Genomic DNA, 16,244 nt, shown 5'->3' on the forward strand with positions numbered 1-16,244 from the left:
ACCGGATTAAGAGCCCGTCCACGAAGCGACCGCACATTTCAATAATTCTCTACTTGCAACTAAATCGCATTCTCAGTATGTGCAAGTGATAATTATTCTCAATTACATGGATGAGGGATCTCATGACATTTCTAAAATTTTGCGCCGTTGGAATCGTGTGTGCCGCCACACTTTGTGCAGCGGCCCAAGCGCATACATCCTTTATGTATCCCAATACTTTCATCACCACCGAGGGCAGTCAGGTCACAATTCAAGCTTCCTTCAGCGAAGATCCCTTCGTTCCTGAAATCGCGGTCCTCTCCGATGACTATCATGTCATTCTTCCTGATGGTTCGCGGGATGATTTCAAAACACTCACAAAATTTCGCCAATTGGTTGTCCTCGAAAGCGATCTGGACACTGAGGGCACCTATCGGTTCACCACCGGCGTTCGCATGGGCCGGAAAAGCCAGAAAGCTCTCGTCGATGGTGAATGGAAACCGATCTTCGGACCCGATGCGGAAGTGCCCGAAAACGCGACTGAAGTGATCACAAGCCAGACCGAAACCGTCGCTGACGTCTATGTCACGAAAGGCGCCTCGACCTGGGACGCCGTCGAATTACCCATCGGGCAACTGCTCATCAAACCAGTCACCCATCCGAGTGAAATCTATCTCGGAGAAGGGTTTGAATTCCAACTCCTCTTCGACGGCGAACCGCTTGCGGGCCAATCGGTAGAAATCAAGCGACAAGGCGGAGCTTACGAGTCCCCCAAATACGAACGCCATGTGGAATCGGACGCGTCCGGGACCGTGACCCTGTCCTTCGACACGCCAGGAAAATACCTGATCATGACCCGCCACGCAGCAGATGCCCCTGCCGGCGCCGAGACAGACGAACGCAGCTACACGACCTCGCTGACTTTCGAAGTGGCTCGATAACAAACACCCAACTGAAACGGAACTCAGAACATGAAACGCATTTCCCCCCTCTTGTTGACTTTGGCATTCGCACCTCTCGCTGCCTGTGCGATCCATGATGCCACCGCGCCGGCAGATATTCAGATTACAGCTGCATCTACCGACACGACGGAAACAGCCCCAGCCCGTCGCTCCGCCGGCGGACACAGCAAGGACGCCTTTTTCTCCAAGTATGACGTGGATGGCGATGGCCACGTCACGCAGGCCGAATTCATGGCAGAACGTGCCAACGGCTACCATCGACGCGATGCGAATGGAGACGGCAATGTTCAATCAGAAGAATATGTCTCGGAATATGAGATTCGACTCATCGAGCAATTGGAAGAGCAGCATAAGCGGCAGATCGACCAGGCTGACTTCCGGTTCACAGTGCTCGATAAGAATGAAGACGGAAACCTGTCGCTGGACGAATTCCATGCGTCGGGCGAACGCATGTTCTCCACCCTGGATTCCAATAAGGATGGCATTGTCGACGAGCAGGACAACAAGGATAATTACTGATCCTATACGCCGAAATACAGAACGTGGCCGCCACTGTCGGCAGCCACGTTCTGTCCCAGATCTGTGATGCAAGTCGCCATGGTGAGAGAGGCAAATGCAGCGCCCCTGAAACGTCTCATGATGCGACCTTATGTGTCTGCAAGTCCGGGATTGATCACGACCATGTAGCCCAGACCTCGGAGCGTCCGTATCGAGACGTTTGCTCCCATGTCTGCGAGTTTTCGGCGTACTCTATGGACATGAACCTGAATCGAATTGTCAGTGAACTCCTGGTCAAGAGAATGAAGACTCTCGCCAAGCTGATCCTTGGTGATCACCCGGCCAGGTGCTCTCAAGAAGCGCTCCAGAACAATACTTTCTCCTCGCGACAAGGGCGCATGCGCCTTTCCTACGAATATATCCCGCGCGGCAGTGTCGTAAACGACATCGCCATAGCGGATGACGGGGTCGGCTTGTGCGGGCGGACGTCGGCTGAGGGCCCTGAGCCGCGCCACCAATTCCTCGATCGCAAAGGGTTTGACCAGATAGTCATCCGCCCCGGTATCCAGCCCATGCACGCGCTGATCCACACTCCCCAGGGCAGTAAGAAGAAGCACCGGCGTGGAAAGCCCTGCGTCTCGCGCACGTGACAACAAATCAAGTCCGCTTTCCCGCGCCAACATGATGTCCAGAATGACGACATCATAGGTCACCACTTGCCAGGCATGCCAACCATCCTCGGGAGTTTCAAAAAGGTCGACAGCAAACCCTGCGCGCGTCAGTGACTTGCTGGTTGCCCCTCCGAGCTTGGCATTGTCCTCAATGAAGAGCAGCCTCATAAGCACGTTCCCTAGAATGAGCGACTGACGCCGAACATGATCCCGGCCTGATCTTCCGACCCTTCGAGTTGGACGATGGGGCTATCGGCAGCAGTGTCGAGCAGGCGCTGGTAATTGACCATGCCGAGGGCGCTCCATCTTTCGTTGATCCTATACATGAGGCCCGCCGACAATTCGACATTTTCAACACCTGAGCCAGCAGTGTAGACAGGAAGTCCACTGGCCGCCGCGCCCACTGGCGTCACACCGAAATAGGCCTGCATGTATTTCTCATCAGCCCAACTCGTCGAAGCGCCGATCATGAGCATGGTCCGCTGCGATAGAAACCGGTTGTATCCTACTTCGAACTTGGCGGTCATGCCGTCATTTGTGCCGCTCACATCGGTCAGCACTTGGGCCCCGACCTCAATGCCTGCGGGACCGCTCAAATCTATGCGTTTGCTGGCGAACATTCCGGCCATGATTGCATCATCGACCTCCCCAAGGCGGCGCACGGTGCGATTTTCGATATCATTGTCACGTCCCATCTCGAACGTAATAAGGGGGCCCAGCTCGAAGTCGCCACCCGAGACGATATTCGCCTTCAGCCCGGGACCATCAAGCGCCACATACCGATCGCCGCGCGTGTAACGAATGGACGCGAAGGGAATCGGCATGACCCGATAATCGCTGCTGCCCTTATAGTCGGGCCCCACAAACGCTCCCGCCCCGAGTTCGAACTGAAAACCATCCTGATTTTCAGGTCCCGCCGCCCCTTGGGCTTGCGCCTTCGCCGGGACCAGACCTCCAGCTCCGACAATAGCAATCAGAGCCAGGGTAGTCCGCGTCATCTGTATCATGTTTAAATTCTCCAAGACCGGCCTTCGGCTCCAACAGCCGCGTCCAAACCGTTGGGCGGTCTATGGGTAGTCAGCCTTGCAGGGAGCTTTCAGATGGCTCGAAATTGGGCGTGTCAGCCGCCGCGCTGAGAAAAGTCGAGTACGAACCGCGCGCCATCGTCAGTCGGGTCCAACCGCGCCTCACCGCCATGCAGCACCATCACCCGGTGTATGATCGAAAGCCCTAGCCCAGCTCCGGGGCTCTGCGTGTCTGCCTTGCTGAACCGCTGGAAGAGACGGTTCTGAACAGTTTGCGGCACACCCGGCCCGTCATCATTCACGGCGAGTTGTCCCTGCATATCGATTGACACCAGGATTTCGCTGCCAGGAGGCGTATGCCGTACGGCATTTTCGAGCAGGTTTCGGAGCGCTATATGCACCAACGCGACCGTACCGTAGCAATCCCACCGCTGATGAGCGCTCTCGAATGATATGTCCCGTCCACTCGCAAGAATGGTGCTGGCCATATCGCTGGTAAGAGACCGGGCCACCTCAACCAGATCGAAAGGGGCCTTGCCCAGATCCTTGCCGCTGTCGGCCTCGGCCAGAGCGAGAAGTTGAGTGATCAGACGCGACAACCGGTCGAACTCTTCTATAGCGTCCTTACGCTCGTCCGGCGTCAGAAGACTCTCGACCTGTGCCCGTAACGTCGCAAGCGGTGTCCGGAGTTCATGTGCTGCATTCGCGGAAAATTCCTGCTGAGCCCGCAGCCCGGCTTCAAGACGATCCAACGCACCATTGAAAGCGACCACAAGGGGCGTGATTTCCTTGGGCGACGACCTCAGCGACAGCCGCTCGCCTATAGTGGCTGGGCCGATCCGGGCGGCGCGTTCTGATATCTGCCGCAACGGCCGCAACCCAATGTGCAGGGTCATCAGAATACCTGTCATCATCAGCCCCACCAGCAGCAACATAAAGGGAAGATTGTCGCTCACCTCGCCGGCGAGGCGCCCAAGATCCATGCGCTCAGAGAGTGAGAGCGTCGCGCTATCCGGATCTATGCGCAGGAACTGCACGGCCATGAAGGTTACCATCATGACCAGCACCACCGATGGAAACAGCATCCAGATCAGCGACAATCCACGCCTTCCACTGCTCGGCTTATCGTTCCAGATTTTGAGATGATCCAACATTGCCCTTGCCTTTCAGCCCCTGGAAAGGCCGGGAGCCTGAACCCTGTGACACTGCATGAGGGCTCAACCTTCCGCGAAGCTTTCTGGCAGTCGAACTGCGCACGAGCACGGGCGCCGCAGGCTCACACTTCTCAAGCCGCTCATTGAGCTTACAATATCAGGTTCGCAGGCTATGCGCCTTGGGATGCCACGTCGATTATAATTACCGTCACATTGTCCGGCGCGCCACCATTGAGCGTGTTCGAAATCAGGCGATCAATCGCCGTTTCCTTGTCGACACCCGCGATCAGAGAGAGGATATGTTTATCCTCCAGAACCGAGGTCAATCCATCCGAGCACAGAAGGAACCGGTCGCCCGCCTCTAATTCGCCGTTCGCGGTTTCCAGGGAAAGCTTGGAACTTGCACCGATGGCCCGTGTGACGACATGCGCCTGGGAATGCCGTCGCGCTTCCTCCGGCGTGATTTCACCTGCATCGATGAGTGACTGCACAAGACTATGATCGGTCGTGATCCGGCGGAACCGCCCTCTCCTCAGGAGGTAGATGCGGCTGTCTCCCGCCCAGGTGCAGGAATAGTAACCATCACACGCCGTCAGAACAGCGACCGTCGCCCCCATGCTGCCCCGTGCGCTGCTTTGCGAGAGGGTAAGGAGTTCGTCGTTTGCCTGTGTAAGCTGCCGCGCCACCTCGCGGCGCAAGGCATATGCTGTATCGTGGCGCGCAATCCGCCCCAGACGCCGGGTGACCAAAGCGCTGGCCACGTCCCCACCACTATGGCCACCCATGCCATCGGCGACTGCCCACAGAGCCGCATCCGGGCTTTCGAGGAATGCATCCTCATTCAAGGTACGGACCTGCCCGCAATCAGTCCGCCCGGTTGATTGGAAACAGAACCGCCGCGAACGGGCCGCAACCGCGCTCATGTCTTTTGAAGGAAAGTGCCAGCTCATTCACAGGGATCCTTTGCCTTCAACTCGTTAGCGCGCTGCTCATAGCCGCGCTTGAAGGCAACATTGACCGTGCTGTCCGGATCATTGAAGGGATCCTTCGAGAGTTCAGCATGCGCAGACTTCATGCAACGCATGGACACGTCCGATCGCTCCATGAACAAGCCCGCTTTCGGCTTGGCCTCAGCGCCTATCATCTTGGGGTCCAGTCGCTCCAACACAGAGTTCACCGCCGCCCTGGAACCGGCGACGAGACAGAGTGAATGCCCTTTCAGGTCTTCGAAGCATTCCTTGATCGCGTCGCCCCCCTTCAGGAAGCCGCCCGTGCGATTGCAAATCAGATCGACAGCCAACCGATGAGTAGGTGCCCATTTGAGGGGGTTATTGTCGGTCGCGCCGATGGTTGTGCGATCAAGGCTGTATTCGGCCTTCATCGACGCCCGGTCACTCATCAGGTCTCCCAGACCCACCACTACCTGTTGGTACATCTCTCCGAGGCGACGCATGATCTCAACCGGATCTTCGCTGGTAAGGTAGGACGGGTCCAGCTGAGCACCTTCACAGAAGGCTTCCAGCATGACGACTTCACTTGTGGCTTCAGCATCGTCCGACCGAGATTTGGCTCTTCGATCCGGTTCGGGCCAGATTTCACTCGTTATACTGGTGCGGGACTCGCACATGTCATCAGAAAGGGGGGCGCCCTTCTTGCGCATATCCGAGGCATTGCCCGGATCTTCGATGAGATTCTGGTCCACGTCGACCTGAAGGACAAAATTACCGATCTGAATACTCTCGCCGGCCGGAACAGCTGTCTCCACCGAATGCTCCACCCGCGTCCGATCGGCACCAAGGTAAACCCCGTTGGTACTTGTATCCCGCACGAAGAGGCGCCCGTCGCGTGCACAGATCGTGCAGTGAAAGCGTGATAATTGCCGGTGCGCATCCTCAATGACCCAAACTGCCGCAGGATCTCGTCCTACAGTGACGTCCCCATCACCCATGATGTAGGAATCGATCAGGTGACCGGGATCATCCTCACGGAACAGACGAAGCGTAATCATCGGGACACCACCGCAAGTTTTGTGGGCGTCGACGTGTCATCGTTTTCGTCCGGCTCGGACAGGATGACCGTTTCATTCGGACGAGATGCCATTTCGGAATCTGGCTCACCGCGCGACTGAACTGAAACGGCAAACGCATTGAAGCTGTCATAAAGCTCGCCGAATTCATCTTTCCGTTGGTGAGAGATCAGGAAGTCGACATCGCCTCCTGCAGCATCCCTCAGCGCCACTTTCAATCGACGAAGCGGAAGAAGAAGAGTTCGCGTCGCGATGTAGCTTAGGCAGCCCACCATGGCGACCACAAGGACTGCCAGGATTATCAGCATGTTGCGCATGTAGCCCGCAGCTGAGCGCAACTCATTTTTAGGCATGCCGACTTCCACGACGCCAAAGTTCAGACCGGAATAGGTAATGGGATGTGTGAAACGGAAGTTTTCCACCCCGTCCTCGCCTTTCACCGTACTCACTCTCACCCCACTGTCGCCCGTCAGCTTGCCTTGATCCTTGAGGTCGGTGTTGACCGTCCCCACCAGGGAAAGATCAGAAGCCGCACGGATCACGCCCTGACGGTCGACGACGGTCATGTCAGTGACATTGGGATCTGACGAAGCCGAGTTGATGAAAGCCTGGACGTTCAGCCAGTCCTGCTCTTCCTCCGGCAAGGGCGAATTCTCCACTGCGTGGAGGGCACTGTTTGTCGCCACAAAAGAGGCAATCGAAGATCCTGACGTGACCGCGAGCCGCTCCATCGTCTTGTCCTGATGGCCAACGACGAATGAGCCCGCCGCGAACAGGCATACGATGGAGATTGCGCATGCCGACAGTGTCAATCGCAATTGCAATGAAAGACGTCTGCGCCGTCCGTCCGCATATACGGCGTCGTAATTTTCTCTTTCCCGCTTCAGCGCTTCAAGCAGGGTTCCCCCGCTCGAGAAACGTCGTTCAGGCTTTTTGTCGAGCAGTTTCTTTACAATGAATTCCAATCCGCGCGGGCAGGCTGGATCAGTATTGATGGGCGTAGGCTCGTGTTGCGTGATCTGCACCGCGAGCGTGGCAATGCTGTTCCCGTTGAATGCCGGTCGTCCGGTGAGCAGCTCGTAGAGGACCGCGCCAACCGAGAACAGGTCAGACCGGCCATCTATTTCCCCGCTCAAAGCCTGCTCCGGGCTCATGTAACGGGGCGTGCCGAGAACCTGCCCCATCTGGGTCATCATCAGACCTTCTTTCTGGGCTTCTGCGCCACCTTCAGCGACACGGGCAATCCCGAAGTCCAGGATCTTGATCGAACGGCCATCCTGTCCGAGTATGATATTTGACGGCTTGATATCGCGGTGAACGATGCCCATCGCATGAGCGTAATTCAGCGCATCGGCCAGTTGCTGACCAATGCCGAGGACGGTCCCAATACCAAATTGCCCACGCGCCAGCAGAGCATTGTCCAGCGACTCCCCGGCGAGGAGTTCCATGGCGATGTAGGGATATCCCGAAGCGTCGCCGACATCGTAGATGGTCACAATGTTAGGGTGCGAGAGGGCGCCCGCAGCGCGCGCTTCGCGAATGAATCGCTTCGCATATTCCGGGTTCTCACAATACTCCTGCTTGAGAACCTTGATAGCCAGCACACGGTCGATTTTGGGATCATACGCACGATACACTTCGGCCATCGCACCTTGCCCGATGCGTGCCTCAATTTTATACCGACCGACGCGTTTCATGTGTTCACCTTGGTTGGCCGGACGTTGCGACACCTGTTGCTTCGCCCGGCGTAATTATCTCGATTTGGTAAGCGCTGCCTGGATGCGTTCGACCTTTGCCAGGTCAGCAGCGATGTTTGGGTTGTTGCTGTTGAGGGCCAGGGCGCGCCGAAGTAAGGTCATTGCAGTCTCGGCCTCACCTGCGTTCAGCTCTTCCAGGGCCTCCAGACGCAAAGCATTCGCGGTCGCCGCATCTTCTGAGGATACGATTTCCGTTTCAACGCGAGGCTTCGGAACTTCCCCTGCCTCCACCGGCGCTTCTGGTTGTTCGACGGAACGATCCGGCAACTTCAGGACTTGCCCCACCATCAACCGGTTTGGCGCCTCAAGATTGTTGTAACGGGAGAAAGCATAGAAAAGCAGAGGGTCCCCAAGGAATCTGCGCGCGAGTGACGAGGTCGTTTCGCCTTCCTTGACCGTGTACGTCTTGTGGCTTTCGCCCAGTAATTCGCCGGGGTCTTTCAGGATTTGGTCACGCAGCTTCAGGGCGATCTTGTCCTGCGGCTTCTCGGCAAGTATGGCTTCCAGCTCGACCATTGCAGGCATTTCCTTGCCTTCGCCGAGCAATTGAATAGCGCGCTGCGCGCGCTCCCGTGTCGTAGGCGGCGTGGTCTCCTGCACTTCTGCAGGTTCAAGCGTCTCCTCAACCGGCTGGCCTGTTTCTACCGGACCCGTTTCCTCGGGTGTATGCATGCATGCTGTGGTCATCAGCATGGCTGCCAGCGCCGGGGTCGCAATCAATTTCATCATGAATAGCGCCTTTTCAATTCATTGCTCATGGCCGCGGCAGGCGAACAGAGCTCTGCCAGCCAGTCTGAGTTAGACGTCATCTCGGCAAAGGAGGCAGCATCCATTGGCTTGGCGAAATAGTATCCCTGGAAGCTTGTGCAGCCCATGCGGGCCAGAGCGTCGACTTCTTCGCGACGCTCGACGCCTTCCGCAATGGCCGAAATGCCAAGACCGGACGCGAGTTCAAGCAGCGCCTTGCAAATGGCTCGGCTCGCACTGCTCTGATCAACATATGAGACAAATTCGCGGTCGATCTTCAGCTTGCTGAAGGGAAGATTTTTCAGGTAGCTGAGGCTCGAATAGCCGCTTCCGAAATCATCAATAGCGAGGCTGAACCCCGCTTCTCGCAAACTGCTGAACAATTCCAAAGTTAGCGCCGAATCTTCCATGGCCGCAGTTTCGGTCAATTCGAGTTCGATACCGGATGGCGACAGACCGTGATTATACACTGTGCGCCCAATCATGTTCTTCAAATCCGGGTTCTGTAGCTGACGGGCCGACAGATTAATCGCCATCTTGAAGTCCGGACTTCCGGCACCGCGCCATTCGCGCAGCTGTCGGCAAGCGGTGTTGAGCACCCATATCCCCACATCCTGCATCAGGCCGGACTCTTCCAGAATCGGAATAAATTCGCTGGGCGATATCGCACCCAACTCTGGGTGGCTCCAGCGCAACAAGGCTTCTGCGCCTGTGACCCGCATTTCGGAGGTGTCGATGAAAGGCTGATAATGAAGTGCCAACTCACCATTGCCGATAGCCCGGTGCAAATCCTGCTCCAGCGCAAACCGGCGGCGCAGGTCTGTCCTTGAGCCCTCTGGGACAGGATCGAGAACACCGCCCCTTACTCCTGGCTTGGCCAGGGAAGCGAGCGCACGGCTGATCAGTTCTGCCGGAGGTTCCGCCTGCTGGCTCGTCGCCGCCGAACCGACTTCCAGTTCAGGCTCAATGGTGAAGGCGTCTCCGCGAATCTGCTGTGTCAACGCATAGCTCAGGGCTTGAAGTTCTGCTTTTGCCGCGTGCAGGTCGCCGGGTCCGCCAAACCAGATTGCAAAACAATTTCGTTCCACGCGCGCGAGGCGTCTTGTTTTTCCAAGCGCATTCTGTAGCCGCTGGTGGAATGCGCTCAGCACCCGGTCCGCTACGGCCACATCGATGGCGGCCATCCGGTCATAGTTTGAAATGCGGATAATTCCAAGAAGGGTCGGAGGGAGCGCCGGGGTAAGCTCCTCAGCAAGGATCGACAGAAGCGTTTCCTGACCCGAGAAGCCCGTCAGCGAATTCTGGCCAGACGCCTTTGGCTCCGCACCGGCTGTTGCCGCTGTGGAAGCGAAGAGTTTGTTGGCAAGGGATGTCGACTTGTCCCTGAAGAGGAAAATTGCCAACCCCACACAGACTGCCGCAAGCAGATAGCAGGCTGGAAGATGCACACCCGAGGGTGCAAAGGCGAATATCAGCGCCAGCGGAACAAAGCCGAGCGTAAATAGGACGCAGAACCACAAGGCCCCGGCCTTCTGGGACCCGTCAGAAGTCCGGCTTATAAACCTCTTCATTGCCACGCCACACTGATCCCAAATCACAAGAATACAGCTAGGCCAGAACCCTCAAATATAACTTAATTTTTGCCAAAAAGACTGAGGTCTCGTCTTAAGATTTGCTTGATTTCGGAGACAGTCTTTCCCGTAGATCAAGCCTTCGAACCTGAGTGTGGGATACCTGCCCCGCACCCGAGCTTCCTGATAACTTGAGAGCCCTGAAGGCTCTGTCGGGACTGTCTTGAATTGCAAATGATTTGCATTTACTGAGCAACCATTGCGATTTATTCTCAAGAAAAGGGATTGTGAAATTGAAACCGATGCACAGGAATCTCATGGCGGCCAGCCTCGTGCTCGCCGCGCTTTCGCCGTTTGCGACCGCTCAGGAGGATTCCGTGACGGAAGACGAGCGCCGGCTGGAAACCGTCATTGTCAGCGATAGTTCGCAGGTCGAACTGACCCGGGAGTTTGCCGGGGGACAGGTCGCACGCGGCGGCCGCGCTGGCCTGCTCGGCAATCTCGATTTCCTTGATGCACCCTTCTCGGGTACCGCCTACACATCTGACCTCGTGCTTAACCAGCAATCCGATAGCGTCGGGGACGTGCTGCAGAACGACCCGGTCGTGCGGGTCGCCAAGGGATTCGGCAACTTTCAGGAAGTCTATGTACTTCGTGGTTTCCCGGTCTATTCCGACGACCTCACTCTGAATGGGGTCTACGGCATCCTGCCGCGTCAGTTCGTGGCCGCGGAATTGCTGGAACGCGTTGAAGTCTTCCGCGGCGCGAACGCCTTCATCAACGGCGCAGCCCCAGGCGGCAGCGGCGTCGGCGGCACGATCAACCTCGTCCCCAAGCGCGCACCTGCCGATGGTGTACGCCGCGTGACGCTCGGATATGAAAACAACGGTCAGGCCTATGGCGCTGTCGATCTGGGTGACCGGTTCGGTGCGACCGGTGACTGGGGCGTGCGGTTCAACGCCGTGCTGCGCGATGGGGAAACTGCCGTAGAGGATCAGGATCGGTCCTTGTCGGTCTTCTCCCTCGGGACCGATTATGCCGGTGAGCGCTTTCGATTCTCTGCGGACCTAGGCTATCAGGACAACCGGATCGACGCGCCGCGCCCGCAAGTGACGCCACTCGCAGGTGTACCAGCAGAGCCCGACGCGGACACGAACTTCGCCCAGCCCTGGACCTATACCGACGAACAACAGCTGTTCGGTGTCGTGCGAGGTGAATACGACCTCTCAGACAATATTTCCGTGTGGCTGGGCGCGGGCGCCCGCAAGGGCGAAGAAGCCAACGTCCTTGCCAATCCCAGCGCAGCCCGTGATGGCAGCCTGACGGCCTACCGGTTCGACAATACGCGCGAAGACGATGTCATCTCATTTGATACTGGCCTCAGCGCTGAGTTCATGACCGGGTCGATCGGCCACCGCGTGGTTGTCTCGGCCTCGTCGGTTAAGCTGGAATCAAAGAATGCGTACGCCTTCTCCAGCTTCTTTGCGCCCTTCGCAACAGATCTCTATATGCCTGTTGATGTCGCGCCGCCCGCGGCGGACTTCTTCATAGGGGGCGACCTCTCGAGCCCTCTGAAGACCGAAGAGGTGACGAACCAGTCGCTCGCCATCGCCGATACGCTGTCTTTCCTCGATGGGCGCCTGCTCACCACAATTGGTCTGCGCCAGCAAGACATCGAGACGAAGACCTTTGACTACACTTCCGGTCAACGCCTTTCCGGCTATTCGGAAGACAAGCTGACTCCTGCTTTCGGCTTGGTCTACAAGGCGACCGATGAGATCTCTGTCTACGGAAATTATGCTGAAAGCCTCCAGCCCGGCGAGATTGCCCCGGCCACGAGCGGCGGTGTCACCATCATCAATGCCGGCGAGGTGCTGGAGCCCTTCACAGGTGACCAGTATGAAATTGGCGCCAAGTATGATGGCGGCGATGTCGGCGCGACAATCGCCCTGTTCCAACTGACCCGGCCGAACTCTATCGTAGTCGATCAGGTATTCAGCGCCTCCGGTGAGCAGGAAAACACAGGTGTTGAACTCAGTGTCTTCGGCGAGCCGCTGGAAGGCCTGCGTCTTCTGGGCGGGGCGACTTTCCTCGATACCGAACTCGCCCGCACGCAAGATGGCTTAAATGAAGGCAATGCCCCGATCGGCGTGCCGGAGATACAGGCGAACCTCAATGCGGAATGGGACGTTGCGGCCATCTCCGGCCTCACGCTTGACGGCCGGATTGTCCTTACTGGCGAGCAATATGCCGATGCGGCCAACACGGTGGAGCTCGATGGATGGACCCGGCTGGATATTGGCGCCCGCTATACGCTGGACATTGCCGAGCGGCCTGTCACCTTGCGCGCGCGAATCGAAAACCTGACCGATGAGGCCTACTGGGCATCAACGGGGGGCTTTCCGGGGGCAAACTACCTGATCCTCGGCAATCCGCGTACCTTTAGCGTGTCGGCCTCGGTCGACTTCTAGAAATCCGGACCGGGGCGGCAATGCGATCAAGTACGATCAGAGCGTGGAGCTGGGTTCATAAATGGACGAGCCTTGTCTGCACGCTCTTCCTGCTCATGCTTTGCATCACGGGATTACCGCTGATCTTCCATGATGAGATCGACGCCGCCCTCAATCCTGCAACCTGGCAGCCCGCCAATCCGGGCGGGGACCACCTGACGCTGGACGAAATTCTGGGCACCTCGCTGGCCAACCGGCCCGGCGAGGTGCCGATCTTCATGAGTTTCGACATTGATCGCCCTGTCGTGAACGTCACCACGGGACCGAGCGCCGATGCCCCCGGCACGGCGATGCATTTCGCTTCATTTGATCTGACATCAGGCGCACTTGTTCCCCCCGCAGACCGCGGCGAAAGCGTCATGGAATTCCTGCTCCAGCTGCACACCGACATGTTTCTCGGGCTTCCGGGAATGCTGTTTCTGGGATTCATGGGATTCCTCTTCACGCTCGCAATCGTTTCTGGCGTTGTCCTCTATGCTCCGTTCATGCGGAAACTCGACTTCGGCACGCTACGCCGAAAGCAATCAACGAGATTGAAGTGGCTCGACTATCACAATTTGCTGGGCATCGTGACCCTGGCCTGGGCCCTGGTGGTCGGGCTGACCGGCGTGATAAATACACTCGAACAGCCCATCATCGACACATGGCGCACGAGCGAACTGGCTGATCTCGTTGCCGAGAATGAGGGCGCGGTCCAGACTGGTGAGCGCGCCTCGCTTGCCGCAGCGGTGAACGAAGCCGTCCGACTGGCTCCGGAGATGGAGCTGCAATTCGTCGCCTTCCCCGGCAGCGGTTTCTCCACCTCGGCCCATTATGCGATCTTTCTCCACGGCAATTCCCCGCTGACGGAAAACATTATCACGCCCGTTCTCGTGCATGCGGACACGGGAGACGTGGCCGGCCTGCGCGAAATGCCCTGGTACACCAAAGCGCTATCGCTTTCCCGGCCGCTGCACTTTGGCGATTATGGCGGCCTGTTTCTGAAACTTGTCTGGTTCGCGCTCGACCTGATTACAATCGTGGTGCTCGTCACGGGCTTGTATCTCTGGCTTGCCAGGCGAGAACCGGCCAGACGCCGCACCGAAAACAAGACATTCCTTGAGCGGACCAATACATGAGCGAGCGAAAGGCAAAAGCCGGCCTCACCTATATGCTCCGGAACGTGTTCGCCATTCCGGCGCTGCTGTTCGTTATTGTCCTGACAGGGCTCATCGTTGCCCTGCTGTACGACGGTTGGATAGATTTGCTGGCCGCATTGGCCGTGAGTTCCAGCCTGTGCGCTGTCCTCTGGGCCCGCTTTCGATAGGAATAGCCCCTGTCGGGTTTGGAGCCCTCATTGGCTCAAAACCAAATTCTCTAACAGTCGGAGATTTTCAGTGTCACCTGAAGAGAAAATGGCGCGAGTGACGTGCCACATTCCATATTTTTTATCCATATTTTTCAATCACTTACGGGAAGTGTAATCGATTCTTGGTCCTCAGCTCGGTCTGATTTTGGTCCACAGTTTTGTAGACCGCTTGAGTTCGACGCCGCTCACCGGCACCGATAGCCATAGTTAACGCGGATTGTACTCCCTGCCAAATCAAGCTTGATCTATAGAACTAGATTTCACCGCTAACTACAATGCACAGAGCGCCGAAACTCAACACATCATACTAAAGTCAACACCTAGCGCTCGACCGATATCCGCATCATGCCCAGCAATCCTCCAAGAACGATATCGCCGCCCGGCAGGAGGTGAATGACAGAGTAAGCGCCATTGTAAATGTGGCTATCACCAAGGCGAAGCCGTGTAACGGCTTCACCCGTCTCCCAATCAAGACCTGTGACCTCCCATTTTCCGTCTACGAAACCATTGACATAGACCTGTTGGGCGCCGCCAGAAATCATGGGGACGGTTGATGGGCTCGATACAGTGGGATTTGCCCAGGCACGCACCCAGCGGTCAGCTTCAACGTCCCATTCAAACTTTTCAGCACCCGTCGGTCCTTTGCGTAGTCTACCAGACATGACAACATTCTCCAGCATTGTTGGCAATGGCGATGGCAATGTGTTGTTTACCACCAAGGCACCGTAGCCATATACCGCAACGGATTGCTCAGACTGGGCGCGCTCAAGGTCAGACTTTCCGAAACTAACCTGAATCTGGTCGGCAATTCGACGCGATTTGGTCCCTGGCTTCTGGACGAAATCCTCTGGAATATCGTCGCGCCAGAAGGCGACGACATTCATAATCAACTCTCCGTCCGTGATGACAACAAGTTTGTCTTCCTCGTCTCCGAAGCCCATAAGTGAGGGCGTAGAGCCTGATCCGTTGCCGAGACTCACGCCGCCAAGTTTGCCGGTGAAGGAATCGTATTCTGATGACCACGCGCCATACCCTCTAGAGTGAAGTGTTTCCCCGTCCCAAACCAGTTTATGGAGCCTCCTATTTGAGAGAACATAAATGCCACCACCCTCATCAATGGCGATCGAGTTCGTAACCTGCTCATCGTCAGCCAACTCATGAATGATCGGTGCCTGTTCAAAATTTCGGTCTACGATGACGACAACGCCGCCCATCGTCACCAGCGCCAGCATGCCATCATAAGTCAGATTCAATCCGAACACAGCATCAGGGTCTTCCAGTGTTGGATTGAAATATTCGCGCGGCAGCTGAAAGCGGCGCTTTTCCACCAGTGGTGACAGCGGATTGCCGGGTTCGGCATCACCATAAACGACGACATCGTTGTTGACGACAGTGTAGAAGTCACCATTGCGGTCGACGACATTATAGATTGCTGCTCTGGCGACGACCCGCTCAACATAACGTGGATAGTTCCGATTGAGATAGCCAAGCAGTTCAGCTTCTGAGGCCGTACTATCCATTTCGACGGCGATACGTTCAGCATCCTCGACAGACATGAAGGGTTGACCTTCCACAGGCAGAGCATTGATCAGTTGAAACTTGCCATCGCTAATCAGGATTTTGGAGATACGATTATTGTTGGCGGAGATGGCCACCTGCTCACCTGAAGGATAAGTTGGTAATTGCATAAGCGTGAGGTTCACCAACCCTGCCGGGACCCTTTGAATACCCTCATCATCAATCTCGTGAATACCGACCGGCCCAGCAAACGGAAGGGAATCCTGTTGAGCCGGATTAAAATGCGTGGTGGCAAGCTCGCTGTCCACCAGATTTGGGTTCATTGGAGGAAACTCCGGACCCGACGCATCAAAGACTGGGATAGTGGAGCATGCACCAAGCACGGCTACGATTGCGACTGCAGCAGCAGCGATATGAGGTTTCATTTGTTGTCTCCCAGAGTGACAGATTTGTACTGGTTTAGCGAATTGTCAGAATA

Annotated in this window: 14 protein-coding genes; 5 read left to right on the top strand and 9 right to left on the bottom strand. The window is 56.7% G+C overall.

Annotation, left to right across the window (positions count from 1 at the left end; all coding sequences use genetic code 11):
- Nucleotides 1–122 precede the first annotated feature (122 nt).
- Together V7660_RS07380 and V7660_RS07385 are read left to right on the top strand one after the other, a co-directional pair.
- Nucleotides 123–920, top strand: coding sequence for a DUF4198 domain-containing protein (locus V7660_RS07380; protein ID WP_335602888.1), 798 nt, complete (start codon nt 123–125; stop codon nt 918–920).
- Between the two features lie 30 nt (nt 921–950).
- A complete protein-coding gene (locus V7660_RS07385) occupies nt 951–1,460 on the top strand; it encodes a hypothetical protein (protein WP_335602479.1) in 510 nt (169 codons plus the stop codon).
- Nucleotides 1,461–1,588: 128 nt separating this feature from the next.
- On the opposite strand, the gene V7660_RS07390 is transcribed toward V7660_RS07385, so the two are convergent.
- The 8 genes from V7660_RS07390 to V7660_RS07425 form a co-directional block, all read right to left on the bottom strand.
- The gene (locus V7660_RS07390; RefSeq protein WP_335602480.1) at nt 1,589–2,278 is read right to left on the bottom strand and encodes a response regulator transcription factor; all 690 of its coding nucleotides are present in this window, start codon (nt 2,276–2,278) and stop codon (nt 1,589–1,591) included.
- 11 nt (nt 2,279–2,289) lie between these two features.
- Nucleotides 2,290–3,117 carry a MipA/OmpV family protein gene (locus tag V7660_RS07395; RefSeq protein WP_335602481.1) on the bottom strand — a complete coding sequence of 276 codons (828 nt, stop codon included), beginning with the start codon at nt 3,115–3,117 and terminating at the stop codon, nt 2,290–2,292.
- A gap of 113 nt (nt 3,118–3,230) precedes the next feature.
- A complete protein-coding gene (locus tag V7660_RS07400; protein ID WP_335602482.1) occupies nt 3,231–4,235 on the bottom strand; it encodes a HAMP domain-containing sensor histidine kinase in 1,005 nt (334 codons plus the stop codon).
- A 224-nt stretch (nt 4,236–4,459) separates the two neighbouring features.
- The gene (locus tag V7660_RS07405) at nt 4,460–5,134 is read right to left on the bottom strand and encodes a PP2C family protein-serine/threonine phosphatase (RefSeq protein WP_335602483.1); all 675 of its coding nucleotides are present in this window, start codon (nt 5,132–5,134) and stop codon (nt 4,460–4,462) included.
- A 101-nt stretch (nt 5,135–5,235) separates the two neighbouring features.
- Nucleotides 5,236–6,297 carry a type VI secretion system-associated FHA domain protein gene (locus V7660_RS07410; RefSeq protein WP_335602484.1) on the bottom strand — a complete coding sequence of 354 codons (1,062 nt, stop codon included), beginning with the start codon at nt 6,295–6,297 and terminating at the stop codon, nt 5,236–5,238.
- Nucleotides 6,294–8,012, bottom strand: a complete 1,719-nt coding sequence (locus V7660_RS07415; protein ID WP_335602485.1) for a serine/threonine-protein kinase — start codon at nt 8,010–8,012, stop codon at nt 6,294–6,296. The genes V7660_RS07410 and V7660_RS07415 overlap by 4 nt, the downstream gene beginning before the upstream one ends.
- A 54-nt stretch (nt 8,013–8,066) precedes the next feature.
- Nucleotides 8,067–8,801 carry a LysM peptidoglycan-binding domain-containing protein gene (locus V7660_RS07420; protein ID WP_335602486.1) on the bottom strand — a complete coding sequence of 245 codons (735 nt, stop codon included), beginning with the start codon at nt 8,799–8,801 and terminating at the stop codon, nt 8,067–8,069.
- Entirely contained in the window at nt 8,798–10,390 is a 1,593-nt protein-coding gene (locus V7660_RS07425; protein ID WP_335602487.1) for a putative bifunctional diguanylate cyclase/phosphodiesterase, read from the bottom strand. The genes V7660_RS07420 and V7660_RS07425 overlap by 4 nt, the downstream gene beginning before the upstream one ends.
- 302 nt (nt 10,391–10,692) lie before the next feature.
- Here V7660_RS07425 and V7660_RS07430 point away from each other — a divergent pair, with 302 nt between their 5' ends.
- Genes V7660_RS07430 through V7660_RS07440 form a run of 3 tightly spaced genes read left to right on the top strand, consistent with a single transcriptional unit; the run spans nt 10,693 to nt 14,206 of the window.
- A complete protein-coding gene (locus V7660_RS07430) occupies nt 10,693–12,861 on the top strand; it encodes a TonB-dependent receptor (RefSeq protein ID WP_442910035.1) in 2,169 nt (722 codons plus the stop codon).
- Nucleotides 12,862–12,881: 20 nt separating this feature from the next.
- The gene (locus V7660_RS07435) at nt 12,882–14,018 is read left to right on the top strand and encodes a PepSY-associated TM helix domain-containing protein (protein WP_335602489.1); all 1,137 of its coding nucleotides are present in this window, start codon (nt 12,882–12,884) and stop codon (nt 14,016–14,018) included.
- The gene (locus tag V7660_RS07440) at nt 14,015–14,206 is read left to right on the top strand and encodes a hypothetical protein (protein ID WP_335602490.1); all 192 of its coding nucleotides are present in this window, start codon (nt 14,015–14,017) and stop codon (nt 14,204–14,206) included. Before V7660_RS07435 ends, V7660_RS07440 begins: the two co-directional genes overlap by 4 nt.
- Before the next feature lie 362 nt (nt 14,207–14,568).
- Here the strand turns inward: V7660_RS07440 and V7660_RS07445 are convergent, their stop codons facing one another.
- Nucleotides 14,569–16,191: a hypothetical protein gene (locus V7660_RS07445; protein ID WP_139068737.1), complete on the bottom strand. Its 1,623-nt coding sequence runs from the start codon at nt 16,189–16,191 to the stop codon at nt 14,569–14,571.
- Nucleotides 16,192–16,244 lie beyond the last annotated feature (53 nt).

The sequence above is a fragment of the Hyphomonas sp. genome (assembly GCF_036964145.1).
GTDB lineage: Bacteria > Pseudomonadota > Alphaproteobacteria > Caulobacterales > Hyphomonadaceae > Hyphomonas.

Coding starts and splice junctions, on each gene's coding strand:
- V7660_RS07415 (WP_335602485.1), bottom strand. CDS start 8,012: ATGAAACGCGTCGGTCGGTATAAAATTGAGGCACGCATCGGGCAAGGT.
- V7660_RS07435 (WP_335602489.1), top strand. CDS start 12,882: ATGCGATCAAGTACGATCAGAGCGTGGAGCTGGGTTCATAAATGGACG.
- V7660_RS07385 (WP_335602479.1), top strand. CDS start 951: ATGAAACGCATTTCCCCCCTCTTGTTGACTTTGGCATTCGCACCTCTC.
- V7660_RS07420 (WP_335602486.1), bottom strand. CDS start 8,801: ATGATGAAATTGATTGCGACCCCGGCGCTGGCAGCCATGCTGATGACC.
- V7660_RS07430 (WP_442910035.1), top strand. CDS start 10,693: ATGCACAGGAATCTCATGGCGGCCAGCCTCGTGCTCGCCGCGCTTTCG.
- V7660_RS07445 (WP_139068737.1), bottom strand. CDS start 16,191: ATGAAACCTCATATCGCTGCTGCTGCAGTCGCAATCGTAGCCGTGCTT.
- V7660_RS07440 (WP_335602490.1), top strand. CDS start 14,015: ATGAGCGAGCGAAAGGCAAAAGCCGGCCTCACCTATATGCTCCGGAAC.
- V7660_RS07395 (WP_335602481.1), bottom strand. CDS start 3,117: ATGATACAGATGACGCGGACTACCCTGGCTCTGATTGCTATTGTCGGA.
- V7660_RS07390 (WP_335602480.1), bottom strand. CDS start 2,278: ATGAGGCTGCTCTTCATTGAGGACAATGCCAAGCTCGGAGGGGCAACC.
- V7660_RS07410 (WP_335602484.1), bottom strand. CDS start 6,297: ATGATTACGCTTCGTCTGTTCCGTGAGGATGATCCCGGTCACCTGATC.
- V7660_RS07425 (WP_335602487.1), bottom strand. CDS start 10,390: ATGAAGAGGTTTATAAGCCGGACTTCTGACGGGTCCCAGAAGGCCGGG.
- V7660_RS07380 (WP_335602888.1), top strand. CDS start 123: ATGACATTTCTAAAATTTTGCGCCGTTGGAATCGTGTGTGCCGCCACA.